Origin of the sequence: Vibrio qingdaonensis (genome assembly GCF_026191675.1) — a bacterium.
GTDB lineage: Bacteria > Pseudomonadota > Gammaproteobacteria > Enterobacterales > Vibrionaceae > Vibrio > Vibrio qingdaonensis.
In genome coordinates, this window is sequence record NZ_JAKRRY010000006.1 from 101,660 (window position 1) to 127,974 (window position 26,315).

29 protein-coding genes are annotated in these 26,315 nt (G+C 44.2%); 15 read left to right on the top strand and 14 right to left on the bottom strand.

Annotated features, from left to right (window positions below; all coding sequences use genetic code 11):
* Positions 1 to 133 precede the first annotated feature (133 nt).
* The 5 genes from MD535_RS06910 to MD535_RS06930 form a co-directional block, all read right to left on the bottom strand.
* Entirely contained in the window at positions 134 to 757 is a 624-nt protein-coding gene (locus MD535_RS06910) for a bifunctional 4-hydroxy-2-oxoglutarate aldolase/2-dehydro-3-deoxy-phosphogluconate aldolase (protein WP_265674151.1), read from the bottom strand.
* A gap of 10 nt (positions 758 to 767) precedes the next feature.
* A complete protein-coding gene (locus tag MD535_RS06915) occupies positions 768 to 1,691 on the bottom strand; it encodes a sugar kinase (RefSeq protein ID WP_265674152.1) in 924 nt (307 codons plus the stop codon).
* Between the two features lie 91 nt (positions 1,692 to 1,782).
* Complete coding sequence (locus tag MD535_RS06920) at positions 1,783 to 3,276, bottom strand: sodium:solute symporter family protein (protein ID WP_265674153.1); 1,494 nt, start codon at positions 3,274 to 3,276, stop codon at positions 1,783 to 1,785.
* Between the two features lie 190 nt (positions 3,277 to 3,466).
* Entirely contained in the window at positions 3,467 to 3,859 is a 393-nt protein-coding gene (locus MD535_RS06925; RefSeq protein WP_265674154.1) for a RidA family protein, read from the bottom strand.
* Positions 3,860 to 3,913: 54 nt separating this feature from the next.
* Complete coding sequence (locus MD535_RS06930; protein ID WP_265674210.1) at positions 3,914 to 5,353, bottom strand: N-acyl-D-amino-acid deacylase family protein; 1,440 nt, start codon at positions 5,351 to 5,353, stop codon at positions 3,914 to 3,916.
* A 198-nt stretch (positions 5,354 to 5,551) separates the two neighbouring features.
* Between MD535_RS06930 and MD535_RS06935 the strand changes: the two genes are divergently transcribed.
* The 4 genes from MD535_RS06935 to MD535_RS06950 all read left to right on the top strand — a co-directional run bounded on the left by MD535_RS06935 (position 5,552) and on the right by MD535_RS06950 (position 8,397).
* Positions 5,552 to 6,805, top strand: a complete 1,254-nt coding sequence (locus tag MD535_RS06935) for an amino acid deaminase (RefSeq protein ID WP_390902901.1) — start codon at positions 5,552 to 5,554, stop codon at positions 6,803 to 6,805.
* A gap of 10 nt (positions 6,806 to 6,815) precedes the next feature.
* Positions 6,816 to 7,679, top strand: coding sequence for a MurR/RpiR family transcriptional regulator (locus MD535_RS06940; RefSeq protein ID WP_265674155.1), 864 nt, complete (start codon positions 6,816 to 6,818; stop codon positions 7,677 to 7,679).
* Positions 7,680 to 7,910: 231 nt separating this feature from the next.
* On the top strand, positions 7,911 to 8,129 hold the full coding sequence (locus MD535_RS06945) for a hypothetical protein (RefSeq protein WP_265674156.1): 219 nt from the start codon (positions 7,911 to 7,913) through the stop codon (positions 8,127 to 8,129).
* A complete protein-coding gene (locus tag MD535_RS06950) occupies positions 8,107 to 8,397 on the top strand; it encodes a hypothetical protein (protein WP_265674157.1) in 291 nt (96 codons plus the stop codon). The genes MD535_RS06945 and MD535_RS06950 overlap by 23 nt, the downstream gene beginning before the upstream one ends.
* Here the strand turns inward: MD535_RS06950 and MD535_RS06955 are convergent.
* Positions 8,360 to 9,370: a helix-turn-helix domain-containing protein gene (locus MD535_RS06955; protein ID WP_265674158.1), complete on the bottom strand. Its 1,011-nt coding sequence runs from the start codon at positions 9,368 to 9,370 to the stop codon at positions 8,360 to 8,362. The two genes, MD535_RS06950 and MD535_RS06955, sit on opposite strands and share 38 nt — an antisense overlap.
* Before the next feature lie 125 nt (positions 9,371 to 9,495).
* On the opposite strand from MD535_RS06955, the gene MD535_RS06960 reads away from it, so the two are divergent.
* The 3 genes from MD535_RS06960 to MD535_RS06970 all read left to right on the top strand — a co-directional run bounded on the left by MD535_RS06960 (position 9,496) and on the right by MD535_RS06970 (position 13,197).
* A complete protein-coding gene (locus MD535_RS06960; RefSeq protein ID WP_265674159.1) occupies positions 9,496 to 9,816 on the top strand; it encodes an MFS transporter in 321 nt (106 codons plus the stop codon).
* Positions 9,810 to 11,033: an HlyD family secretion protein gene (locus tag MD535_RS06965; protein WP_265674160.1), complete on the top strand. Its 1,224-nt coding sequence runs from the start codon at positions 9,810 to 9,812 to the stop codon at positions 11,031 to 11,033. Before MD535_RS06960 ends, MD535_RS06965 begins: the two co-directional genes overlap by 7 nt.
* A gap of 322 nt (positions 11,034 to 11,355) precedes the next feature.
* Positions 11,356 to 13,197, top strand: a complete 1,842-nt coding sequence (locus tag MD535_RS06970; RefSeq protein ID WP_265674161.1) for a DUF3413 domain-containing protein — start codon at positions 11,356 to 11,358, stop codon at positions 13,195 to 13,197.
* A gap of 139 nt (positions 13,198 to 13,336) precedes the next feature.
* On the opposite strand, the gene MD535_RS06975 is transcribed toward MD535_RS06970, so the two are convergent.
* From MD535_RS06975 to MD535_RS06985, 3 genes are all read right to left on the bottom strand, one after another.
* Entirely contained in the window at positions 13,337 to 14,701 is a 1,365-nt protein-coding gene (locus MD535_RS06975) for an alpha-amylase family glycosyl hydrolase (protein ID WP_265674162.1), read from the bottom strand.
* A gap of 246 nt (positions 14,702 to 14,947) precedes the next feature.
* Positions 14,948 to 15,304: a YibL family ribosome-associated protein gene (locus tag MD535_RS06980; RefSeq protein WP_265674163.1), complete on the bottom strand. Its 357-nt coding sequence runs from the start codon at positions 15,302 to 15,304 to the stop codon at positions 14,948 to 14,950.
* Positions 15,305 to 15,381: 77 nt separating this feature from the next.
* A complete protein-coding gene (locus tag MD535_RS06985; protein WP_250616217.1) occupies positions 15,382 to 15,660 on the bottom strand; it encodes a peptidylprolyl isomerase in 279 nt (92 codons plus the stop codon).
* 188 nt (positions 15,661 to 15,848) lie between these two features.
* Between MD535_RS06985 and MD535_RS06990 the strand changes: the two genes are divergently transcribed.
* The gene (locus MD535_RS06990) at positions 15,849 to 16,766 is read left to right on the top strand and encodes a chemotaxis protein (RefSeq protein ID WP_265674164.1); all 918 of its coding nucleotides are present in this window, start codon (positions 15,849 to 15,851) and stop codon (positions 16,764 to 16,766) included.
* Between the two features lie 38 nt (positions 16,767 to 16,804).
* On the opposite strand, the gene hutZ is transcribed toward MD535_RS06990, so the two are convergent.
* From hutZ to hutW, 3 genes are all read right to left on the bottom strand, one after another.
* On the bottom strand, positions 16,805 to 17,347 hold the full coding sequence (gene hutZ, locus MD535_RS06995) for a heme utilization protein HutZ (protein WP_265674165.1): 543 nt from the start codon (positions 17,345 to 17,347) through the stop codon (positions 16,805 to 16,807).
* 75 nt (positions 17,348 to 17,422) lie between these two features.
* Positions 17,423 to 17,923 carry a heme utilization cystosolic carrier protein HutX gene (gene hutX, locus MD535_RS07000; protein WP_265674166.1) on the bottom strand — a complete coding sequence of 167 codons (501 nt, stop codon included), beginning with the start codon at positions 17,921 to 17,923 and terminating at the stop codon, positions 17,423 to 17,425.
* A gap of 46 nt (positions 17,924 to 17,969) precedes the next feature.
* On the bottom strand, positions 17,970 to 19,373 hold the full coding sequence (gene hutW, locus MD535_RS07005; RefSeq protein WP_265674167.1) for a heme anaerobic degradation radical SAM methyltransferase ChuW/HutW: 1,404 nt from the start codon (positions 19,371 to 19,373) through the stop codon (positions 17,970 to 17,972).
* 207 nt (positions 19,374 to 19,580) lie between these two features.
* Here hutW and MD535_RS07010 point away from each other — a divergent pair, with 207 nt between their 5' ends.
* The 6 genes from MD535_RS07010 to MD535_RS07035 all read left to right on the top strand — a co-directional run bounded on the left by MD535_RS07010 (position 19,581) and on the right by MD535_RS07035 (position 24,424).
* Positions 19,581 to 20,414: an energy transducer TonB gene (locus tag MD535_RS07010; RefSeq protein ID WP_265674168.1), complete on the top strand. Its 834-nt coding sequence runs from the start codon at positions 19,581 to 19,583 to the stop codon at positions 20,412 to 20,414.
* Between the two features lie 2 nt (positions 20,415 to 20,416).
* Positions 20,417 to 21,112 carry a MotA/TolQ/ExbB proton channel family protein gene (locus MD535_RS07015; protein ID WP_265674169.1) on the top strand — a complete coding sequence of 232 codons (696 nt, stop codon included), beginning with the start codon at positions 20,417 to 20,419 and terminating at the stop codon, positions 21,110 to 21,112.
* Complete coding sequence (locus tag MD535_RS07020; protein WP_265674170.1) at positions 21,109 to 21,525, top strand: ExbD/TolR family protein; 417 nt, start codon at positions 21,109 to 21,111, stop codon at positions 21,523 to 21,525. Before MD535_RS07015 ends, MD535_RS07020 begins: the two co-directional genes overlap by 4 nt.
* Positions 21,526 to 21,542: 17 nt before the next feature.
* Entirely contained in the window at positions 21,543 to 22,436 is an 894-nt protein-coding gene (locus MD535_RS07025) for a heme/hemin ABC transporter substrate-binding protein (protein ID WP_265674171.1), read from the top strand.
* A 132-nt stretch (positions 22,437 to 22,568) separates the two neighbouring features.
* Positions 22,569 to 23,603: a FecCD family ABC transporter permease gene (locus MD535_RS07030; protein ID WP_265674172.1), complete on the top strand. Its 1,035-nt coding sequence runs from the start codon at positions 22,569 to 22,571 to the stop codon at positions 23,601 to 23,603.
* The gene (locus MD535_RS07035) at positions 23,603 to 24,424 is read left to right on the top strand and encodes a heme ABC transporter ATP-binding protein (protein ID WP_390902902.1); all 822 of its coding nucleotides are present in this window, start codon (positions 23,603 to 23,605) and stop codon (positions 24,422 to 24,424) included. Before MD535_RS07030 ends, MD535_RS07035 begins: the two co-directional genes overlap by 1 nt.
* A gap of 170 nt (positions 24,425 to 24,594) precedes the next feature.
* On the opposite strand, the gene MD535_RS07040 is transcribed toward MD535_RS07035, so the two are convergent.
* The gene (locus tag MD535_RS07040) at positions 24,595 to 25,056 is read right to left on the bottom strand and encodes a TetR family transcriptional regulator (RefSeq protein ID WP_265674174.1); all 462 of its coding nucleotides are present in this window, start codon (positions 25,054 to 25,056) and stop codon (positions 24,595 to 24,597) included.
* Between the two features lie 536 nt (positions 25,057 to 25,592).
* On the opposite strand from MD535_RS07040, the gene MD535_RS07045 reads away from it, so the two are divergent.
* Positions 25,593 to 25,892 (top strand): YfcZ/YiiS family protein, encoded by a 300-nt coding sequence (locus tag MD535_RS07045; protein ID WP_265674175.1) that lies wholly within the window; start codon positions 25,593 to 25,595, stop codon positions 25,890 to 25,892.
* A gap of 93 nt (positions 25,893 to 25,985) precedes the next feature.
* Here MD535_RS07045 and MD535_RS07050 read toward each other — a convergent pair whose 3' ends face one another.
* The gene (locus MD535_RS07050) at positions 25,986 to 26,297 is read right to left on the bottom strand and encodes a YnjH family protein (protein ID WP_265674176.1); all 312 of its coding nucleotides are present in this window, start codon (positions 26,295 to 26,297) and stop codon (positions 25,986 to 25,988) included.
* Positions 26,298 to 26,315 lie beyond the last annotated feature (18 nt).

The window sequence follows — 26,315 nt, forward strand, 5'->3', positions numbered from 1 at the left end:
AATTTGAGTTGTGACGTGCCATATTGAATTCACACGACAAATGCCATCACAAAAAATGTTTCGCATATAATACAGCTGTATAAATTATAGCAACTGCATTACCTGATTTATTATTTAGATATTTTTATTCGAGCTATTTAACACAATTAACGGCGTCTTGAATTAGGTTCGACAATTCATCCCATTTCTCGTCATCAATTAATTGTGGTGACACCATCCACGTACCACCACAACAGTGCACGCGATCAATGGCGAGATAATCATTAATATTTGATTTACTGATACCACCAGTTGGCATAAAGGCGACCTCTCCATAAGGCGCTAACAACGATTTAATCATTGGTAAGCCACCTGAAGCCTCGGCTGGGAAAAACTTCAAAAAGCTCAATCCCAACTCTAATGCTTGCTCTACCTGACTCGGGTTATTAACCCCTGGGACGATGGCAATACCTTTTTCTTGGCAGTACTTAACGGTTGTCGGGTTCAGGCCGGGAGCAACAATGAACTCAGCTCCGGAATCTATCGCGGTATCGACTTGCTCAGTCGTCAGCACCGTACCCGCACCAATGCATAGCTCAGGATAGGCTGCTCTCATTGCTCGGATTGCGTCAGCAGCGGCTTCCGTTCTAAATGTGACTTCTGCAACTGGTAAGCCATTTTCAACCAATACTTTTGCCAACGGGATAGCTTGTTCAACATGGTTAATTTGAATAACGGGTATTACTTTAAATTGTTTTAGTTTATCTATTAACGACATGACACTTCTCTTATATTAAATGGTCCATAGCACCCAACGGAATAACGGCACCAGGGTGTTGAATAACCGTAGACGCCAATTTGTGCCCTAATAACGCGGCATCATCGCCACTTTCACCTGTCAATCGAGCCGCTAAATATCCAGCGGCAAACGAATCCCCAGCTGCGCACGTGTCGACTACGTTTGCAACGAGGGTCGCAGCAACATAGCTTGCCGTTGGAGCGTCTGACTGCAAATCTGCAACAACCTTGCACGGCTCATGCCCACGCTTAATCACAAGCTCTGATACACCTAAACGTTGACAACGACTCTCTACCGACTCCTCGTTACCCCAAATCATCACGTCGTCATCTTCTGTCATTAACGCGATATCAACATGTGGCAATATGGCTTGGTACCAGTGTTTGGCTTCTGCAGTGCTCCAGAGTTGTGGACGAAAGTTATTATCAAAAATCACTTTCCCGCCACGAGATTTAAAAGACGTGATTGCGGAAAGTAATCGCTCTCTCGCGGAGTCATCAAGAATCGCAATACTGATTCCACTGACATAGAAAGCATCAAATTGATTAGTCGCCAATGCGATCTCTAATTTTGTCGCTACCAAAGAAAAATAATGCCTTGCTGCGCTGTTTTCTCGCCAGTACAGAAAGGTTCGTTCACCTGACGCATCGGTTTCGACCAGATATAATCCAGGTTGTTTACCAACTATGGTTTCTACCAAATTCGTTTCAATCTGTTCATCTTGCCAATGTGACTTCATGTCAGATGAAAGCTGATCATCACCCAGACCAGTAGCATAAGAAACTTGAATGCCTCTTCGCTGGCCGAGTCGAGCCAGATATAGAGCCGTATTCAACGTGTCACCACCGAATGTTTTTCTCAGCGGTTCACCACTAAGCTCAACCATGCACTCGCCAAAAAACGCTATTTTCATGTTTATACCTTGGGAAAAATAGCTTAGGAGCATTACCTAAGATAAATAGGTGAAAAATATGGAGCGTCTTGCAACGCTCCATTCCGCTTAATTACTCTGTCACAGGAGATGACTTAATTGTGGAGCCAGAAGTATCACTCAGTTCCATTTGCGCTCTTTCCGCATCGAGCATCGCTTGCGCTTGCTCAGGAGTCACCGTATTAGCAGGAGTGAGCAAACTCACAACCACACCGGCTAGCGTCGCCACTAACACAGAAGGAATAACCGGGTTGCCCCAATACGTTGTCAATGTTGGGCTTAGCATTACTGTGAATGATGCACATGACGCACCTATCAAAGTCGCGATGGCACCTTGCCAGTTATAACGCTTCCAGAAACGTCCTAGCATGCCGCAGACAAACATCCCAGACATTACGGTTGAAATCATTTTCGTGATGTAGCCAATGATATCGTTTGAAGTTAACGCGAATAACAGTGCAAAACCAATGACAACAATCAGCGCTAAACGAGAATAATTCAGCATGGATTCTTTGTTAGGCATACGACCAGTAAACATCACGTACACATCACGAAGAAGAATCGACACACCGGCAATAGCATCAGAGCTCGCACTCGACATCGTAGCCGAAAGACCTGCAATCAATACAATCATGCCTACGCCGACTGGCAATACCGTCGCAGCTACATAAGGGAATGAAAAGTTCGGGTTTTCTAGCGATGGGTCAATCGCATGAGCAGCCATACCAATAATGGCAGGAATGATGGAGAAGAATAGATACAGCACACCAGACATTACAAATGAGCGGCGAATGGTAGAGACATCTTTACCTGAGTATATGCGCTGACGGAACGACGGCGTAGCCAATACACCAACACCAATCACAACCGCAAGTGAGACAGCAGGTACCACACCTAACTTTTCGATGGCTAAGAAACTTGTCGCGGCAGGGTCCATCGCAGCATAAAGGTTATCAAGACCACCAATGTATTGCACTGACATCACTGCCATTAAAATAAAGCCAACAAACAAAATAATCGCTTGAATGGTATCGGTCCAAACCACAGCCGTGTAACCACCAATGACGACGTAAATCGTAAAGGCTGCGGCAATAATCACTTTGGCAACGTTTAAATCAATATCAGCGATCCATGCGAGATACATCCCGCCACCAAGAATATGGGCACCCAACCAACCAATAGAGGCGATAAAAATCAGCACACCAACCACATTTTTCACCACGCGATTGGCGCCAACGTAATACGCCAGTTCTTCACTCATGGTCATGAAATTGAGTTTACGTACAGGGGCAAACCATAGAGCTAACAGTAAAATACCTAACGCACCACCAATGCCATACAAAGCACCCGCCCAACCGTTAGCATAACCAAAGCCGACCGCGCCCATACTTGAGCCGGTTCCTACCATGGTGGCAACCGTGGTACCTAAAACAAGAAACAAAGGTAAGCCGCGGCCACCTAAAAGGAAGTCTTCCCCAGATTTTTGATTACGTGATACAAACCACCCTAACCAAATAAGAAAACACACATATATTCCGAAACCAGTTAAAAAGAGTGTACTGTTCATTGAACATCTCCAAATATAATTGTGGCGTGCATTAACCACTTATTGTTTTACGTTATTATCTAAAAGTAACATTTATTGGTTGAATAATTTTAATTCAAAGTGAATTTTTATTGTTATGTGAAGGGCATCATCATGCCCTTCCAATGTTACTTAATATACTTCCCATTAATTATATTAATAGGAGTAACATCTAAGCACGATCTGAGCGATAGCAGGTCACGTCAACTTCTACTTTTACATCAACAACTAAGTCACAAACCATGCAGATACGAGCTGGAGGGTTCGCACCAAAAAACTCGCGGAATACTTTATTGAACGATTGGAAGTAACGAGAATCTGTCAGCACAACTTTAACATGCATCACATCCTCAAGGCCGTAGCCTGCTTCTTCCATAATGTCGACACAGTTTTGGATAGCAAGGCGAGACTGATCAATAATGCCCCCTTCGACCACTTCACCATCGGTCATTGGTGTTTGACCTGAAACATATAGAAAACCGCCCGCCTCTGTTGCTCTCGCAAACGGAAGATGCTGACCACCAGTACCCACTCCACCTTCAACACCGTAACGTTTAATAGTCATTTTAACTCCAAAATTTATACTTAATTACTTACCTAAATATTGATTGCATCAATATTACTCTTTATGTCGATAAATAAATCGACCAAACCTATTCTTTGCCACTTCTTTATTGCTATAGCTAATATGACCATTAACTAGAACACAATCTATTCCATCAGCAACTGATATTGGATCTTCAAATGTTGCCGTATCTTTAATTCGATTTTTATCAAATATTACTAAATCCGCAAATGCGCCTTTTTCGATTATTCCACGTTGCTTCAAATTATATCGCTGTGCAGACAACCCAGTCATTTTATGTACCGCTTCTTCAAGTGAGAATAGTTTTCTATCTCGACAATAATGACTCAGTACTTTTGGGAACGTCCCCCACAATCGAGGATGCGGATGAGGGTCATTTGGCAAACCATCAGAACCCACCATGGTCAAACGGTACTTAAGAACCCGCTCAACGTCCGCTTCATCCATACAATGATAAACCGCCCCGGCGGGTTGCAATGCCTTTGCCGCCTCAAGTAATGGTAAATCCATTTGTTTTGCGATGTCTTTTAGCATTTGCCCCGCAAACTTTGGTAACGCTTCTGACCACGTAATGAAAATATCAATTTCATCGGTTACTTGTTTAAGGTCAAGCGTCGAAGAGCTAGCAGAGTATGGATAGCAGTCACAAGAAACATCTTGATTTTTGACGGTTTCCTCCATCAACTCCAAAACCTCAACCGTTCTCCCCCAATTTCCCGCACCTGCGCACTTCAAGTGAGAAATGACAACAGGCACCTTGGCATGTTTACCGGTTTCAAAGGCCTCTTCCATCGCTTCTAAAATCGCCTCAAATTCGGTTCTCATGTGTGTGGTATAGATGCCACCATGATCGGCGAGTACTTCTGCGAGGCTCATGACTTCTTCAGCGGTCGCTTGTTTGGCACTGGCATAAGCTAAACCAGAACTCAGACCAAGTGCCCCTTGCTCTAACGCTTGCAAAAGCGTGGCTTTCATTGACAATAATTCGCTTTCACTTGCCTCACGAAGCAATTCATCCATGACGTTATTTCGTAACGTGGTGTGACCGACAAGTGCAGCAACGTTTACAGCTGGCTGTGCCGTCATTACGGCATCGGCATAATGCGCAAACGTTGGATACTTAAAATCCTTTTGTTGACCCAATAAATTCATTGGATCGGGTGGCTCATTCGCTAACACTGCCGGAGACGCACTAATGCCACAATTTCCCACAATCACAGTCGTCACACCCTGACTAATTTTAGGCAGACACTCTGGGTAGCGAATAACATTCGTGTCATCATGGGTATGAACGTCGATAAAACCAGGGCTGAGTACTTTTCCCTGCCCCTCAATAACATGCTTAGCTAACCCTGCATCCATTGGTGCAATCTCAGCAATTCGATCACCAAGAATTGCCACATCCGAAAAATACGCTTTAGAGCTCATTCCATCGACAATTTCTACGTTTTTTATAATGATGTCGAACAACATAGTCATCTCTCTTATTCCCATTCATTTCACGAAGCCTATGTTAGAAACTATCCTTAAACATTTCAGTGACCAAACACACAATTATCACCATGAAGTTTGATAGTTTCTAACACAACACTTAATATACTCCTAATCAAACCACTAAAAACAATAACTTACACTAAGTTATCTAACATTTTTTTGTCCGGGGGAAATATTATGAATGATAGAAACAATCACAAAACATTGGATTTCTCATCCATTAGAGGTATGAAAGGATTACCTATTACCACTCACCAGGAGCACCGTTACCACGTGACTAACGAGGACATTAGTTTGCCCGTTGCCGTCATCAATAAGCGAGCTCTAGAACACAACATGGACTGGATGCAACAATTTGCGATCCACCATAACGTAAAGCTATGTCCGCATGGGAAAACCACCATGACACCCGCGTTTTTTCAACAACAAAAGGAAAAAGGCGCTTGGGGGATTACCGTTGCCACCGCGCCACAAGCAGAAATAGCCGCTCACAGCGGTATGACCAATATTATTATGGCGAACCAGCTTGTCGGAAAAACCAATATGGCGATGATTTCTCGCCTAATCGAAGAGACGGAAAGCCAAGTCATATGCTGTGTTGATTCCCAAACCAACGTTGATCAACTCAATACCTTCTTTGCGGCAAAAGGCCAAACGATTAACGTCCTTATTGAGCTAGGCGTGGAAGGTGGTCGATGCGGGGTAAGAAGCCACGATGATGTCATGACGTTGGCGCAATACATCGAAGGTAAACCCAATGTCAAACTCGTTGGTATCGAAGTTTATGAAGGGGTGATTCATGGCGGAGATGAAGAACAACGAGTTCGTGACCTATTAACATCCACCATCCAATTAGGTCGCCAGTTACTCAGCGATAAGCTTCTTCCACCGCTACCCATTCTCACTGGAGCTGGGTCGGCATGGTATGACGTCGTTGCAGAAACGCTGGCAAACCTCGATGACTTTGAAGCCATCATTCGCCCTGGCTGTTATGTTATCCATGACACGGGTATTTATCTGGAAGCACAAGAAAAAGTCATGGCACGAGCGCAAAAAAATAGTGGTTTTGCCTGTGATTTAGGAGGTGACCTTACCTCTTCCCTTGAGGTCTGGGCTTACGTTATTTCAAGACCAGAACCCAATAAAGCCGTGGTTGGATTAGGTAAACGGGATGTCGCCTTTGACGCAGGACTGCCAACCGCTGAACGCCGCTATCGTAACGGGAAGGCACTACCGGTAAATGATATCACCACGACTAATGTCATGGATCAACATACATTTTTGGCGATTCCAACTGACTCAGATATCCAAGTTGGTGATATGATAGCGTTTTCAACTTCGCATCCATGCCTAACGTTTGACAAGTGGCGTTATATTGCCATCAGTAATGATGAACACGTTGTAGAACAATGGGTTGAAACGGCTTTCTAAGGAAAAAACTGTGAATGTAGACGTCGATATTATTTCGCAAATAACTGAGCGCTATAGCGCGCTTCGTGATGCAGAAAAAAAAGTAGCCGATTTAGTGATGGATGATGTCAGTAGTGCCGCTAACGCCAGCATCACCGAGTTAGCTCAACAGGCGAATGTCAGTGAAGCGACCATTACGCGCTTCGCAAAAGCGGTTGGATGTATCAATGTTCGTGATCTCAAGATTAAGCTTGCCCAGTCTCTCGCCGTTGGCCAGCGGTTCATTATTGAGCCACCCGATCATACTAGCCACCAAGGTATTTATGAGTCGATTAAACAAGCGCTCGACATCAACCGAGCGCTCATCAACGAGCAAGACATAACTCAAGCCGTAGCCATGCTTCACTCAGCAAGACAAGTCATTGCGATCGGTGTGGGTGGCGGGTCCACCATTACCTCCCAAGAACTACAACACCGCCTGTTTCGCTTAGGCTACCCGGTTGTTGCCTATAATGATGGTTTGCTAACTCGGATGGTCGCTGCAACCGCCGATCCTAATGACGTGATGGTGCTCATTTCAGCGACAGGACATACACCACAAGTGATTGAATCTGCAGTGATTGCAAAAGAATATGGTGTTAAATTGATCGCGATTACACCAGCCGATTCTCCATTGGCGAATACCTGCGACATAGTGCTGCCCATCATTCACCAAGAAACGGATTTTATTTATAAGCCATCCGCTTCTCGCTATGCCATGTTAGCGCTGGTCGACGTGCTTTCTATGGAGTTGGCGGTGAATCACAAACGTCGCTCCCGAGATCGCCTGCGACGGCTTAAACTGGCTCTTGATTCGCATCGAACAGGCAGTGATCGCCAACCTTTAGGTGACTAGCCGTGCTTATAGGCTTTATGCCAACCATGAGTATTAGGTAAATCCCGCAAATAATTCTAAAGCTGCATTCGTGCAGCTTTTTCGATCTTCTCACGACTCATGCGACCAATATCCGATTAACCAAAATACCCACTTTCACAGTATTAATACAAACCGTATTCAGTTGTTCATGTTTGATTCAGAATCAAAACGGTATGCTAGCCCCCTACTCGCTTTTTATCAGAGGTTACTATGAAAAACTTACTTATTACCATTAGCGCGTTGATCATTGGTTTCTTTGCGATGATATTCAGTTTGCTAATGGCAATCCCACTGGCCATCGCCGCATTTATTACTGGCAACCGTATTAAAAAGCAGATGGAACAGCAATTAAACAGCCAACCATTCCGCCAAGACGCCGCCCCTGGAGCGACTATCGAAGGTGAATATGAAAACGTCTCAACCAAATAGCCAGCCGCAGCGGTTAAAAGCACGGCACAGCCGAAAAATGGTTGCTTTTGTGTTTTATCTCGCGGTATTTATCAGCGCTGCAATCATGGGGTGCGACAACCGCACTCTGTCAGATTGGGATAATCAAAATACGCAGAAACTAACCACTCCTCAACCCCAATATTCAAATGAAATGACGCCACATCATCGCGTCATTTCACCCTCACCATCATTAATGGCGCTCCCTTTTTCTAGTATGCCGACAGGTAATTCTGGCGGTATTGCGTAGGGGTGATGCCGCGGTACTTTTTAAACATACGACTAAAACTTGTCAGGTTACGATAACCAAGACGAGCGGCGATCTGTTCAAAGGGCATCCCTAGAATAATCATATTTGCCGCTTCTCCTGAAAGAACAAAGCCGACAATCGACGTAAAATTCAACCCCGAAGATTGCAACCGCCGCTGCAATTGCTGCTCAGACAAAGATAGAAGACCAGACACCTTAGCTAAGGTCGGCAACCCAGAATGGCGTGCATAATTCACCACTTCATACAATACCTTCATATGATCTTGCGGATCAGGCATATTCAAATAGTTATCAAGATCGGCAAAACTCATCGATAATTTGTCTACCGCTATCGAGGGTACTTTACTTCCTTCAAGTCGCAGTTTATTGGGTAACCAGACTTCGACTTGATCGTGCCCCCACTCAATAGGACAGCCAAAATACGCCTGGTATTTTTGACTGTTCACCCGTGATCCCGGTATACAAATTCGATCAGGCGTAAATTGATTGCCCAGATACCGCATCAGTACGTTGCACATAAAATTAGCCACTCGAATGCCATCGTGCACTTTGCCCTGAGCTGAAATTGAGTCATTTAGATAGGTCCATTTAATCAACGGTCCGACAGCTTCCCCTCTAAAGAACGCGCCAGATTGGATACAGGTCACTCCAAAATTAATCCGACGAATAGCAGACGCCAATTCATGACCTGAAAAAAACCAACGGCTGATCGACCCCAACTGCTCAAGGTTCCCCCTACGAACCAAATTAAGAACGGCATCAGGATCACCTGTCAGCGCCTCGATATTTTCATAGTAGTGATTAAGAACTGAAACTGGGATTAACGTCATTGGCGAGTCAAACACCGAACTAGGAATGCCAAATGCGGTGGATCTAACACCATATGTGGCAAACAATCCTTCCATCAGCCCTTTCATCGCTATTGCCCGTACAAAGTGTACATTCTCAAACATGAGGGACTCCACACTCATCGATCTCATCAATTATTCATGATTCTTGATGAAATCAATCATTTTGTAAATCAATATTTCATCGTCGCATAGACTCTGCACTCTTCGTATGAACATGAGATCGAACAATGAGTTTATTAAGTGTCCCGTTTGTCGGGACTGGAGCCGATACCGCGTTGCACATTGTGTCTGCTGTAATGCTAATCACCACAATTGGTGCCGCTATTTACGGTTTCTGGAGAATTCATGAACTGCCTATTAACAAAGCTCATCGCCATGACCATCATCAATTAGGCTTAATCACCACACTCACTTGGATTGGCTTTGTTTGGCACTGGGTATGGGTCATCGCGGTTATCATCGCGTTTGTGGATATGGAAAAAGCCATCGTTCGTTTTAGAGATATTTGGTTAGACAACAAAGGCAACGAGGAGGACACAGCATGCTAGAGGGTTTAGCGGTATGGGCGCTATTTATATACTTACTACGATTAGTGGGTATGCCATGGAATAAACTTTCCAAAGGCTTTGCTTACATTGGCGGCGTCAGTTGGCTGCTTTTCGTTTGGGTTGGACTCATCAATTACACACCTATGGACTTATCCGGAGGATCCTTGGTACAAGCGCCACACATCCAATTACGCCCCGACTCTTCCAATGTCTCTGGGAAAATCATCAAGCTGCATATTAAGCCCAACCAACAATTAGACAAGGGACAATTAGTCTATGAAATTAACCCTAAGCCATATCAAATTGCTTATGACCAATCCCTTATTCAACGTGACATTGCAAAAGGCACCTATGACAGTGCCATTCAGGATGTTGACATCGCAGAATCCAATTATGACTCGATGCTAAAAAGTGTCCAGACATCAAAGAGTCAGCTGCGCTCTGCAACCGTTGAATATGAACTGCAAACTAAGATGCTCAAACGTTACCAGGAACAAAATTCAGTCGTCAGCAACACCATCACGGAAAGCGATATTGATAAACAAATCAGTTTGGTTGAAATGGCAAGACATAAGGTTAAAACCATTAGCTCACAACTTGACAAGAAAAAGATCGACGCCGAAAAAGCTTTCCTATCCATCAATAAATCACAGTTAGCAGTTGAAAGCAGAAATAACGATTTAAAAGCGGCCAACGAGTCAATCGCGCGAGCTAAGTGGGATCTGGACAGCACTAAAGTTTCCGCTCCCAGCGATGGCTTCGTCACCAACTTTATTCTGCGTGAAGGACAATTATTATCTCGAGTACCAAGAATACAGATGTACACCAACGAGAAATACGTGTTAATGCGTGTCAACCATCAAGCAATCCGAAATATCAAACCCGGTCAACCCGCTGAGTTTTCTACGTCTGTCTATCCTGGTCACGTCTTTGCTGCTGAGGTAGAAGGGATTATTGAAGCTACGGGCGAATCTCAAGGAACATTACTCGGTCTGGATCAATCCGTACGAGCAACAACTGGAAAAAACCTAAATAACAAGCATCACTTCGTTCGTTTAAAAGTATATGAAACAGAAGGCTATGACATTCCCGTTGGTGCCGTTGGCCTTGCTTGGATCAGTGGGGAAAAACCCATCGCGTTTCTTGGTTTCCTTGATGTCATAAGAGGTATCATACTGAGAATGAAGTCGCAGCTTTACTACTTCTACTCAATTTAACACGCCTAGATATCACTATAAAATAACAATTAGGTTGACGAACTACGGCATTAGCCACTCTCATTGAGTGGCTTTTTACTGACTCCCCCTTAGACTTACCATATACAAGAAAGCAATAAGCGCATGTGATACGCATGAGTCTATTGCCACAGTAAATCCGTTACTCTAAGTCACTGAACGGTTGGGGCGAAACGTAACGATTTGTCACTAATGACGCTTTTTCGTTTCAGTTTTTTGCCTCACTCCCCTACAATGTGCCCCATCCTAATCTCAGGTTATCGGCCTGTTGTATTGATGTTACTTAGTAAATTGGTTAATCAAAATGTTTAAACTTTTTAAAACGCGCTTAAGTGCTTATTACGAGTTCCTTATTCTCAACGCGTTGCTAGCAACGCTGATTGGCGTTCGCTACTTCTTATATTTTCCAGAGTTGCCATTTGATGGCATCCAAACCACATTTGCTGCAACCAGTCTCTTTAGCCACATGAGCCTACTAGCGTTAGTGTTTTGGTTACTCGGGTTAGTGCTTTGCGTCCTCCCCCTAAAGGTTAAACGACCTATCCTTGCCCTAATGGCTACCTTAGGCCTGACGTTTTTGTTCGTCGACACCATGGTGTTTGGATTCTACCGATTCCACCTAAACTACCCAGTGCTATCACTGGTAATGTCAGGGCAAATTGTAGAGTTCCCATTATCGGCATGGGCAATGCTTGTTGCCGGACTTGGCGGTGTATTTGCACTGCAATGGTGGGCGCTAGGTCGTATGGAAAGCCAATCCTTTGGCTTTACTAAATCACTGCGTAAAATCTTTTTCCCACTGTTTTTAGTCACGACTTTAACCAGTCATGGCATTCACATCTGGGCATCGGCTAAAACCTATCAGCCGGTAACATTTGTAAACCAATATCTACCTGTGTTTTACCCAACAATCGCCAACTCTTTCCTAATCAAACATGGATGGCTTGACCGAGAAGAGCTTGAACAAAGTCAGGCAAAAACACCAAAAATCCAAGGCGGCTTGAACTACCCTGTCCATCCATTGGTCGGCGACGCTCCAGCCCAACCAAAAAACATCATGTTGATCCTGATTGACTCATGGCGACCAGATACCGTCACACCGCAATACATGCCAACCGTGTATGAGATGTCTAAAGAAGGCGTATCTTTTGATAAACACTACGCATCGGGTAACGCAACCCGCATGGGCACATTTGGTCTGTTCTACGGACTGCCGGGTCCATACTGGCACCCAATGCTAGCCAACCAGCGTCCAACCGTATTGATGGATAGATTGCAACAACTCGACTATCAAATTGGTGTGTTTACCTCTGCGCACATTGAGTCGCCTGAGTTCAATCGTACCATTTTTGCCAAGATCCCTAACTTACGTCTTCGTGGTCAAGCAAAAGGTGATGCGTCGGACAGAGACATTGAACTCGTGGAAGATTGGAAAACGTGGTATGACAACCGTACCGACAAACCCACCTTTTCATTCATGTTCTTTGATGCGCCACATGGCTTCGTATTCCCTAAAGATTACCAGCCAAGATTTGAGCCAATGTCTGGACCTAATAACCCGTTTGTTCGCAGTAATGACTCGGATCCAGAGCCAGTGTTAAATCGTTATCGCACCAGCACACACTTTGTTGACAGTAAAATTAAAGAAGTGGTTGAGAAGCTTAAAGCGGAAGGCACGTACGACGATACATTAATCATTGTCACCGGTGACCATGGTGAAGAGTTTAACGACAACGGACAAAACTTCTGGGGTCACAACGGTAACTTTACCGAGGCGCAAATCAAAGTGCCATTTATCTTGCTCGGCGCTGGTATAGACAAAGCAAGCAACCAATGGCCCGCGGGTATGATGACCACCCACTTTGATTTAGTGCCAACGCTGATGAAGAACTATTTAGGCGTGACTAATGATCTAAAAGACTACACCATTGGTGAAGACCTCTTAGGAGAAGCGGTTGATCGACCGTTTACCATCGTTGCTGACTATGGTGACTACTCTATTGTGTCTGAAGATAAAATCTTCTCGTTGAAAGGTAACGGGCTATACGAAGTCAGGGACGGCAGCAACCGACTGCTACCAGAACAAGAGATTGATCGTGAACGTATGCAATACGCGTTAGAAGTGCTAACTCGATACACAAAATAACGAGATAACCCATTTAATTGCGTTCATTAATAACGGAAGAAGCGTTCGCTTCTTCCGTTTTTTTATTCAATCGGCGATTCAAGCACTAGACCAGAAATACTAACCGTTAAGTATTCCCACTAAGTCACTCACTTTGCCCTTAGATATCGTCCTGCACCTCGATGTAGAAGACTTCTGCACTACACCTTGCAACTCGCACCTCTCCTTGAGTCGCATTTTGACGAGCATCAAAGGCGGACACTAACTGAATCGTCGGATCAATCGATATAGTCTTATCACGTTGAGACTTATTAATCACGACCAACCCTTTACTGCCACGAGTAAAGGCAAGAATGTCATCATTCGCTTCTATCACCTCAAAACTCTCACCATGCATACGATGATAAAACTCAATCAACCGTGATAGTTTAGGATCGTTCCAGCTATTAACCCACCTTGGTTGCCCTTGTTGATTGGTGATCCCACTAGGATCCAAGTCTGAATAAATGAGCGGAACCCCACCATCTCGACCTAAAATATAGACATACGCAAGCCATTCATTTTGCTCTGTTAATACCAAATTTTGAAATACATCATTGTTGGGAATGTCATGGGTGGTTGCAAAAGTGATCGAACGTGCATTGGTAAGTGCTTGACCAAAGCAGTAAGGATCAATAAGCGAAGCCATGCTCCCATCACTTTGGAAAACCTCAAATAAGGTATTAAACAATGGAAAATCATACGCCGATAGACGAGTTGCTTTCAAATAAGGCTGCAAAAACAGTTCATACTCTTCTTTGGTTGCACCACCATCGGTAATAATTTCGCCAAAGACGTGCATTCCATCTGTTATATCATCGGTAAATACCGCCTGGATATGTTCAAGGCTGAGGTGCTTTGCCGCATCAATACGATACCCTCGAACCCCAAGACCCTTCATCGCTCGTAAATACGCTTGTTGCTGGTCTATCACCCGCTTACTGGTTCTTAAGGTTGGCAAGCCAGGATCCTTTGGTCCTCCCGTTAGGCGGCCATTTTGAACCTCCCATCGATCTTTCCAGTTTTTAATACCAAATGCCTCAACAAAGTCATTTTCATCAAAAAGTGGCTCGCTAAGATCTCCGAATAACTTCTGTTGTTCAAAATACTGATGATGAGAGCGATAGCGTGCTAAATCTTCGGAACTCGGATACTGCAGGTCTAATCTAGCGCCGGATTCATTGGCCATATGATTAAAAACCACATCGATATATACCCATAAATCAAGTGCATTAAGGGTTACCATCATTGCCTTAAAGTCTTCAGTATTACCCAGTTTATTATCAATCACTCGATAGTCTTGCGGTTGATAAAGCTGCCACCATTGAACAGACGTAGATTGTCTAAATGATTTCATCGGAGGCGAAACCAGTATCGTCTTATAGCCCGCAGCTTTAATCTCTTGTGCTCTTTCTGTTACCAATGCATATGGCCAATCAAAGGCATGCAAAATGACATTACTCTGGCTCAGTGCCGAATGTGACATGTTGACTCCTGTCAATAATGCGTGTGTTACTCTGTTTGCCATTATATCGAAACTCATCACCGCCAAATCCTCCTCTACTCGGTTTCTGTTGTATGAGGAGCTAGGCGTAGCGACTATTAGGTACTAAATAACTAACTCGTTGTAGATAACTAACGGCGTCTATCACCACTACCATCTAAATGTTGGACATAAAAAAACGCGCCGTTGAGGGCGCGTTAATATCTCTACTCGTCTATTGGAAAAGAGTTAAAACTTCTTAGGTGCAAAGCCTGTCATCACATCTAGGCGTAGCTCTTTACCAATCTTCGTCATTGGATGAACAACCACTAAGCCTTTCACGCTCTTTTTCAATTTGCCTAAATCCGCTTGTTCTGCTTTCGTGATTTCACGGTAGAACGGCATGTCCAGCAAGCTCTTACGCTCTTTGTTCATGTCATAGCTTTCTTTATGCTGAAGCTGAGCCAGTTTCTTTGTCAGCTTATCAATTTCATCCGTAAATTTAGAGATCATCTCGCTGTCACTACGAGATTGAGCACTGTTTAGCTTATGACGACAAGCATCAAGACGGTTTTTAAGTGTTTGGATTTCTTTTTTCATGCTCATTGTAATCTGAACCTAGTATACGAATGAATAAAACGGACGCGGAGTGTATCACAGACTCCCCACGCATGCTGTTAAGTTTAAGTACGGTATAGAACCTTTACGATGTGCCAGCCAAACTTTGTTTTCACTAGGTGAGGCGTTAACACTTCTCCGGTAAAGCAGATTTTGTCAAATTGTGGAACCATTTGACCTTTTCTAAATTCACCGAGGTCTCCTCCTTTTTTGCCAGAAGGACACGTAGAATACTTCTTAGCAAGAGCCTGAAATTTAGCACCTTTTTTCAACTGACCCATAATGTCGTCTGCTTTGTCTTTATGCTTAACAAGGATGTGAAGTGCGTGTGCGGTTCTTGCCATAACGTGTCTACCCTAATACAAAATGAAGAGATGCTACTAATAGCGCAAAGTGTAAATCAAAATGAGAGCGAAATCACGTTTACAATCCAAGCCACTTCAACTTTATTCTGATCTGCCGCAGATAAGTTAGGGAAAACTAAAACTATTCTATAGAATTAGACTGTCACCAACCTAGAGTATGAATACCAATGTCGACAAAAATAAGTAAAGCCAATCAAGCACAAGGTATGCTGCTGTTTACGCTGAATATGCAGAAACAGCGCTTTGCCATCGGCACACTTAAAGTGCGAGAAATCGTGCCATTTTTGCCTACAACACAAATCCCTTACTCTCATCGTCATGTGGTTGGCACAGTAAGCATCCGTGGCTTAACCGTTCCCGTCATCGATATGGCAGCGGCCATTGGCTTTAGACCGATTACTCCCGAAGAGTATTCGACGACGTATCTTGTTGTGACCGACTGTCTGCGCACCGTGGTCGCCTTTATGGTGAGAGAAATCGATAAAATCATAGAGTGTAATTGGAAGGAAATAGAGCCAGCGCCAGAAAGTTCTGGAAAGAATATTTTCGTTACCGGAGTCACTAAGTTTAATGACGACATCGTCCAGCTACTCGATGTAGAGTTACTATTGTCGAAAATTTACCCACAATACGCTGATACTAAAATCCCGATGCTCACAGATGTGCAACGAGAGCGAATGAAGGCCTTGAACGTATTACTTGTGGATGATTCATCTATCGCAAGAAAACAGCTTGGCGATGCGCTGAACCAAATTAATATCCCCTTTGAGATCTGCAAAGATGGCAACAGCGCGTTGGCTTTTATGCGTGAAAAAGCGCACTCCCCTCAAGCAATCGACATCCTTGTCAGTGATATTGAAATGCCAGGACTCGACGGTTATGAGCTCGTTTTTGAAGTGCAAAATGACACATCATTGAACCGCGCCTATCGAATCCTACACACCTCTTTATCTAGCGAGATGTGTACCGATCGCGCAAGGCAGGTGGGCGCACACGAAGCGTTAGTAAAGTTCAATGCAGGAGAGCTCATTGAGGCTATGTTACGAGGCGCCGAAACCTTTGTGGAATCCAAAGCGGCCTCATAACAGATTCTGCATCGATCATTGTATTTACTATAAAACCATTACTCTACGGTATCGCTGTTTTCTATGCGGCGATGCCCCTCTTGTAAGTGGACAAAGTCGACTAAGTCTTCTCCAGAAACCTGATACGCCTGACCAAACCCCTTAACAAATAACCCTTGTTCCGCTTTTAAGTTGAATAATACAAAATCTTGCAGTTGGCTTAAGCCATCAATAATCTCTCCGAAACGGGCTTGCATCTGAGCGACCACTGCATGCCATTGCTGTGTGTCCCTTTCAACTACGGTTGCAATTGCATCAAACGTCAATCGCTTGCGAGCAAACAACTGCTTACTTTCGGATTCATCCTCAATCATCATCAAGGATACGTTTGGGTTCACTTGTAAATTACGGGCATGACGGGCGATTTGTGAAATCAGCACAAAGTAGCCATCTTGATTTTGGACAAATGGTGCATAGCTAACATTCGGGCAACCTTCCCCATCGACGGTAGCAAGTTGAATCGTTTTACGCGCTTGGCGAAACTCTTTGATTTCAGGACCTAATCGTCCCTGTAGTCGCTCTTGCTTAACTTGCTGATCCATTTTCTGTTCCTTTTCTGACTGTACTTTGATTATTTTTATCGTGTTATAAAGTGGTTTTTTCGCTGCCGTATCGTACTATTGGCGTAATTTACTTTGCATCGTTTTAAAACGAGTCACCTGCTCGGGCAACAGTTGCCGCTTGTCGTCACGCCCAAGATAAATCTTAAACACGTTATGACCAAGTGCATCAAAAAAGCCAAAGTAGTGGCTTTCATTGCCCATAAAAGGCTTACTCACTAACGCAACATGAGTAATCAGATCTAACTTGAGGTGTCCATGTAACTCGCCGTCTTTACCCATAAGATTATAATAGCCTCGTGCCATTTTACCCTTTGGAAACGGGGCTTTAACCTCAAAGATAGACCCGAACGAGTGAACAATCGTTGTCACAGGTCCCCACGTGGTGATGGATTCCAAGACTTCTTGGGCAATACTCCCTCCCGCGACAGCAACCATTTCACTAGGTAATGCGCACACCACTTCACACTCACTTACCGCGAGTTTATCTGCAATCGCAGCGGGTAGTAATTTAGGTTCGTCCGCCAGAATCGCTGCAACTTTTTGCTTTAACGTCATTTGTTGTTCCTATTTAATCTGATGATTCATCATCGTATTTCGTCAATTAGGCGACGAAATGCAACTTTTTATTACCATGAGACAGCGGTGATGAAACGGAAAGCTGCCCATGACTCAACGTCGACAAGGCCGATATCGCCCCTTGAGCTAAGGTTACCGCCCAAAAGCTGCCTGCTAGCGTCAATAACAAGTAGTCCCCTTTGAGTTCAACTAAACCATGTTGCTCCCACACTTGAAACAGAGGTGTAAGCAGCTCAAAAGTATCGTACCCTTGAGTCATGGCTAATACGCTTCGACGTACTACGCCGCTATCAAACCCAGCTTTCAAACTCGCAAATACTGGCTCTAGTGAATGGTGTTTGCTCATCATCGCAATAGTCGTGTCGCCTGAGCGCATCGCAGACATATACGACTCTAATGATCGATGGTTCATCATTCCATAGCCACCTATATTGCCGCCAGCCCCGCACCCTATTGGCAACACTTCCGCATAGGTCTTTGCAACACTGTTGTATTGGCTACGTTCTCTGTTGTCTCGTGCCCAATGATTAACGCTGAGTTGCTTAATAAAGTGTTCATTCATGAATCCGACACCGTATTCGTACATAGAAGCTTTCTGCGCAGAATTGGCTGGTGGCTCTATACGTCCTTTCTCTACCATATTAAGCATTGGCGCATTACCACCAACAACAAGCTGATAAAGGTCAACGCCATGCGCACCTGAATCCTTGAAGTCGGCAAGATCTTGAGCAAAGACTTCGAGTGTTTGATATGGGAGTCCATAGAGCAGGTCGATGATAATGGGGGCTTCGTCCAATGAACTTAAGTGAGAAACCCGTTCAAGCACAACCTCACGATCGTCAAGTCTTTTGGCACTGCGTCTTACTTTAGTATTAAAACTCTGCACACCAAAGGAAAAGCGATTAAACCCGCCTTCCAATGCTTTATCGAACATTTCATCGCTAAATCGGTTAGTTCTTCCTTCTAGCGTCATTTCACAATCCGTCGCTAAGGGAAACGAGTGACGAATTGCTTTGCCCAATCTTTGTATCTGATCAGGGGACAAATCCGTTGGCGTTCCACCACCAATATAAACGGCATGAAACAAACCGGTTTGAGTCCAAGCAAGTCGAGATTTCAACTCAATTTCTTTCAGTAGTGCTTCAAAATAATCATCGACTAGCTGCCGACTGGCCGCGTTTTGAAAAAAGTTACAAAACGTACAACGTACCCGGCAAAAAGGGATATGAATGTAAAGGCAGCGCTTATTCGAACGCTTAGAAGACACAGAAGTCAGTGATTGAAATAGAGACTCATAACGCTCTGACTTTATCGGTGCACTCATGCCACCAGCATGAGGCGACGTCTTCTGAGTAAACGCGAAGCGCAACGGGTCGGGCGAAGAAACACCGAAGTGTGTTGCGTTAAGGTGAGTTAAGTCGATTTGCATATCTATTCTCTGTTACCACTCACCCCCGTAATTAGGGGTCTTAGAAGATATTCACGATCATAAATTGGTGATAATGATAATGCAATTGATAATTGATCTTATTTTCATTGTGATACATAATCACCTTCTCTCGTTGATAACAATAGTGAGTAACGAGCGAAGGCGCTCGGTAGTCAATCGAGAATTACAGTGAATAGAGGTTGGGTTATGAACATCAAAAGGTATGTCGTTGCAGGAAGTTTATCTGTGGCATTCCATCTTGGTTTTATGCTTGTCGACGATACACAACAAGTCTTTGCAATGCCGTCAGGTAGCCACTCTACATTGGTATCACTCAATTTTATCGCTCAATCTTCGGCTACAGCGGCATCACCGACACCTCCAAGTGATACAGACGTTCCACCGGACACGGCAGAAAAAGCACCTGTACCACCTCATTCCTCTGAGACCACTTCTGCTAAGACTAACTCTACTGACAATAAGCCCGTAGAACGTCGCTCTATTCAGAAAGCCGTAACGAAAGCGAGTCGTTCATCGGTGACAAAAAACAAAAAGCAACCTGTAAAACGGGAAAAGGCTGTTAACAAGGCGCCGAAAAGCACATCGACGATCCAAAAGACATCACCGAAGGAGCAATCAAATCCTGTTCCTAAAAAAAGTGAACTTAAAGAAGAAATTACAGAAACAAAAACATCGGGGAACGATTCCGCGCCCACTTCGGCGCAACCAGCCGTCGTTAATCAAGGGGTAAGTAATGAACCCGTGCTAAGAAACACCCCTTCTTTCACTACGACACCTGTGCAACCTCGATATCCGAGAATTGCCAGAAAGCGCGGCATTGAAGGCACTGCAACCTATGAAATCTGGCTTGATGAATCCGGAAACCAGACAAAACAAGTGCTTGTCTCTTCATCTGGCGCCACAATTTTGGATAAGACCGCACTTGACGCTATTAAACAATGGCAATTTTCCGCCTATACCGTTAAAGGGGTTGCGGTCGCCCATCGTATTCAAATTCCTGTTCGTTTTAAATTGGATTAATCATGGAACCACTACACTATCTACAACAGCAACTTGGGCTAATGACTTGGCCATTACTTATTTGCTCTGCGTTAACTGCGATGATCATCATCGAACGACTCTTCCAAATCGTCATCAGCACTGGCGTTGGGATGACAGCTATTCGTCAAAATTTGAATCAAATCTCACCTATTAACGCTAAAGATATAGAACAACTTGCTACCGTCTTATCTGACAAACGACCGCTACTATACCGCGGTGTCGCCATGCTATTGGCCCATCACTCATTTGCCAAGTCACTGCGTGAAGACGCCGCCAGTATTTGGCTACAAGATAAACGGCATCAACTTCACTCAGGGCTAAAACTGTTATCGCTAATCGGTGTTATCAGCCCATTGATTGGCTTACTAGGAACGGTACTTGGGCTGATAGAGATGTTTAAAGGTATTGCGGCGGCTTCCGGCAATGTCACACCAAACGATCTCGCACAAGGTCTTGGCCTTGCTATGCGAACAACCGCTGCTGGTCTTATGATCGCTCTACCCGCCATCGCTGGCGCACAACTTATTGGTTTATGGGCAGAAAGAATCGTCACGAAATTGGAGCACACCCTTAACTTTGTCAACCTGTGGCTTGAGGGTATTGAAATGCCGCATTCCGACAAAGATCCAGTACAGACCCGCAACCTCGATAAATTATCAGTCACGGATGCATCATGATCAAAGTCAGTGATACTTCATCCAGCACGCCCATTTACCCGGACCTTACGCCGTTATTGGACATCATCTTTATTGTCATGGTGTTTTTGATGCTTACCGCCTCAGTTCGTTTGGAGTCATTAAACGTTGAACTACCGGCAACGGATTCCAATGCCGTATCAGAAGTAGCTAACCAATCCCTTACCGTCAATATCCTAGCCGATTCCCCATATTGGGCTTTAAATACCAAACAATATATCGACTGGGACAACTTTAAAATTGCGTTACTGGAAGAGTCTAAATCCTCTGCCCAACCGATCATCATTGCAGCCGACAAAACGGCTGATGTTCAACATTTAGTCAAGCTGCTCGCCTTTATGCAAGATAACGGTATTCCGGCAACGCAGCTCCTAACGGAAGACTCAACCAAATAACTAGGAATGTACATATTATGTTTCAACCATTACGTAAAACGCTAATCGTCAGTACCATCACATCCATGATGGCTTTTAGTGTCTTTGCTCAGTCCACTCAAGTAGAAGCGACGGTATTACCTGAAGAGACACAGAACATCATCAGTGCAGGGGCATCGGTTACCGAGTTGCTACTTGCCCTTAACGCTCAACACCAATTGGTCGCAGTTGATGTAACAAGTGTATTACCCCCATCTCTTGTATTACCTAAAGTGGGCTATCATCGTGCACTGTCGGCAGAAGGTTTACTCGCGATGCACCCTGATCTCATCATTGGCACTGATGAAATGGGTCCGAAACCGGCCCTGGATCAGATAAAACAAGCGGGTGTTAACGTTGAGGTTGTTGATACATCTGCTAGCATCACTGGGCTTAAAAAAAGAATCGACCAAATAGCGTCGTTAACTCATACCCAAGATAACGTTGCCGCATTGAATAATAAAATTGATGCCCAACTCCATGCCCTCACCGCTAACCAACCGTCAACATCAGACGAAAAGAAAAAGATTCTGTTCTTACTTATCCATGAGGGTAGACCTGCGAATGTGGCTGGCAGTGGTACCACGCCCGATGCCATTATCTCGCTTGCTGGGGGCATTAATCCTGCTGCTAAACAACTCAATGCTTATAAGCCATTATCAAATGAAGCCATCATTGAAATGCAGCCAGACATCATTTTGGTCAGTGACCGCAGCTATCGTCAATTAGGCGGCCCCGATGCCTTACTAAAAGCTCTGCCGATGCTCGCGGCTACGCCTGCTGGACAAAATCAACAGTTTGTCACTATTGATGGTCACGCGCTGGTCGGCGGGCTAGGTTTAAAAAGTCTCTCAGAAGCACAAAGATTGAACGAGAAGATTTATCCAAAATAACCGCATATCAGCCAATGAGGCGCATCAAATATTACGCGTCATTGGCTGTCGCCGATTCATTCTCATTCCTTTCTTTTAACTGCTCTGCATTAAATTGGATGCACCTTAACTTTTAGCGACTCTTGTAAACTTATGCTTAGACATTACTCTCTTCCGATTATTTTCGTCGGCTTTATTAGCCTACTTGTCGTCACCACTGTTTACTCCGTAACGGTAGGACCAATGTCGATTTCCTTCTCCGATAGCTTGATCGCATTGACAACCCGCTCTAATGAACTCGCGCCTCACATCCCTTTAGTCGTCAATGATATCCGTCTGCCTCGCACACTATTGTGTCTCGTCGTTGGCGCAATTTTAGCTATTTGTGGCACTGTCATGCAGGGGTTATTTCGCAATCCCCTTGCGGAGCCCGGTATCATCGGTGTATCGGCTGGTGCCTCGTTGGGTGGCGCGATTGCCATCGTCTGTTTTTCTACACTCGGCACACAATTCCCTGAATTGATGAACCTCGCCGTCGTCCCCGTTTTCGCTTTCCTTGGCGGTGCATTGACCACCGTTTTAGTCTACAAATTAGGCTCTGGGAAATTTGGCACATCAGTGACTATTATGCTGTTAGCCGGGGTGGCAATAAGTGCTCTAGCTGGGGCAGGGATCGGTTTTCTCAATTTTGTCGCCGATGACCAAATGCTTCGCGATCTTTCTCTATGGTCAATGGGTTCTCTTGCTGGTGCAACATGGGAAAAAATATCACTTGCCACATTGACGCTTCTGGTTCTAATCATACTTTTTTCCAAGAAGGCGATGGCACTTAATGCACTGCTTCTTGGGGAGTCTGAAGCAATGCACCTCGGTATTGCCGTACAGCGTCTCAAACGTCAATTGATACTGCTCACCGCCGTCGGTGTCGGAGTCACCGTCAGTGTTTCTGGCCCTATCGGTTTTATCGGTTTAGTCATCCCTCATTTAGGACGGATGCTCATAGGCCCTGATCACCGAACTCTGTTGCCAGTATCCGCACTACTTGGTGCATTGTTAATGACGGCAGCTGACATGATTGCCAGAGTCGTAGTTGCGCCAGCAGAATTGCCTGTCGGGATTGTTACTGCGATCGTCGGTGCCCCGTTTTTCCTCTATCTTCTTTTTCAGCAAAAAGGGAAGATTCTGTAATGACATATCAAGAGACCACGATAGGAAAATCTGTGACAAACGAATCTAAATACGCCATTTCTGCTCGCCATATTTCAGTTAAGTTTGCCGACACGACTATTTTAGATAACGTCTCAATAAACCTGAACCCCGGTGAAGTCACCGCGCTACTCGGCCCAAATGGCGCGGGGAAAAGCACACTATTAAAAGTGCTAAGTGGGGAACTAAAAACACAGGCTAACCTTCGCTATTTCGGTCAATCACGCGACGTCTGGACGCCTGCTAAGCTCGCTATGCATCTCGGTCTAGTACCACAACACAGTACGTTAAGCTTTCCATTTCTCGCTTCGGAGGTCGTTGAGTTAGGAGCCATACCACTTAAGTTGTCTAATCGAGAGATCAAAGCGTTAGCAAAACACTACCTCAACACTGTCGATATGTTGCCGCTTGCCTCACGTCCCTATCCAAGTTTATCTGGGGGGGAAAAACAACGTATCCACTTTGCAAGAGTCCTGAGTCAGCTTCACCATGCGAAAGGGCAAACCATCCTCATGCTTGACGAACCGACGTCAGCACTCGATCTTGCTCACCAACACAATACCCTTGCTCTGGCACGAGAGATGGCAACCAAGAATAACGCAGCCGTCATTGTCGTCCTCCACGATTTAAACCTAGCCTCTCAATACTCAGATCGGATCATTGTATTGAACCAACAAAAAATCGTTGCTGATGGCTCACCATGGGATGCCATTACCAGTGAAATGATCTCAGACGTTTATGGCTATGACGTCATTATTACTGAACACCCTAAAAAGGGCTTTCCGTTAGTAATATCACGGTAGTTAAATAGAGAAAATATACTGAATGAACGCTATTTATTTAAAATAAGATGATTTTTGGGCAAAAAAATACCGCGACTATTAATTAGTCACGGTATTTTTAGTGAATGTACAATCCACAACTTGCGGGGCTGCAAGCTAACGATCGTACCAAGATAAGTATGAGCGATACACTACTTACTTAATTGAATCAATGAACGGCCCAACAGCCACTCCAATTCTTTTTCACTTCCTGCGCCGTATTGAGTTTCCACCAATTTGTATAAACGGTCGATACCTTTAGAGGCAAACTCATGCGCATTTTCTGAAGTCACAATATGATGAAAGAGCAATTTCAAAATTGCCAAAAATTCATCATTTTTCAGTGCCGCCAACCAACTATTTACAAAGCTATCTAGCCCACCTTCAAACTCAAGGTGCTCAACGAACATCTTGAAAATGCGTCCATCGAGCGCTGCTGTAAAGTCCGTTTTCTTTGGAAAATGGTGACTAATCCCTGTTCTTGATACACCTGTCTGCTGACTCAAAGTCGTGTAAGACATCTTGTCGTAACCCAAACGGATAATTTGGTCGACAACCGCCTCCATAATCTTCTGAATAGTGATTTCAGTATCTTCTTTACTACGCTTTGGCATTTGACGCTCTTCTCTTATCGCTGTGGTGCATTGACTGTATGCTATACCATAATTAAAGCAATTCTCTGTAAATTAATCTAATAAAATAACATGAATATTTATTAACCCTTGTTTACGGCATCAAGGGTTACACCCATTCGCGGATATTAGATATGCATACAATTGAAATATTATAAAAAATCATTAATAGATTTATAACTTATAAAGTCTACCACTTCTCCGTTCAGTAAATACAATTGTGTACTCTATCGCTAGGACACTGGTCTCGTTTTTGAGACATCAATCACATTACAAATAAATCACTTGCATAATTAAATCACATGGCAAACACAATACCATTGAGCGCAAGAATGCATATGCCACTAGTCCATTAACCCGTTGATGTATTAACAACCTATAACGGGCGACTATTACGTGATTGAATCACAGTAACAGCGGGGTAGCCCGCTGCGGTAACATTAACGCCACCAATTTTTTTCTGGCTACCTGAAAACCACAGTTATAGAATGGTCTCATAATTAGTAAGAGGTATTGTTATGTCAAACACGTACAAAGAAGAAGCGGTATGTGACGCATGTGGCGTCTCCGGAGAAATGGGCTTCATCATCAAAGAAGGTGACGATGTGGCTGAAGTTCAGCTCTTTGCTGAATCTAAAGCCCTGTTAGAGCAAGAGATTCAAAAGTATATCGATCTTGCGCAGTCAGTCTCTAAAGAAGTTCAATACGACATCTCTGCCCTCGAAGAAGACTCAACCGAACTTCACGCTCGTTTCAAATTCGAAGTCAGTGCAGAAAAGCTTATTTTTGAACTTAAAACACGTTCAATCTCACGCTAGCCTTCATCGTTTGGCTACTATTTAGAAATTGGCTAAGCACGACTAAGCAAGAGTATGAATGAGTTCATTCATACCATGAGACCAAAGCGAGCACTATTGCTCGCTTTTTAGACGCTTCCACTTCAGTTCACCATTCATCTCGAAGTCTTGCTCAGCCACACACTGTAAGATGACACCCTCAACGGTGATCACAGATCCCAATGAAAACGCCTTATCATTGTAATAGCACACTCGTTTACCTAACTTCGAATCTGAGAGCAGCACCGCAGCCCCTACATCCACGCCCGGTGTCGTAATCACTTTTGCATTCACTAATGACAGCGGCACACCGACTGTAACGATCGCGATTGCCGTTAATTTTGAAATTTTACGCCACGTTTTCCATTGTTTTCGTTGACTATCCATTGCACACTACCTGTATTG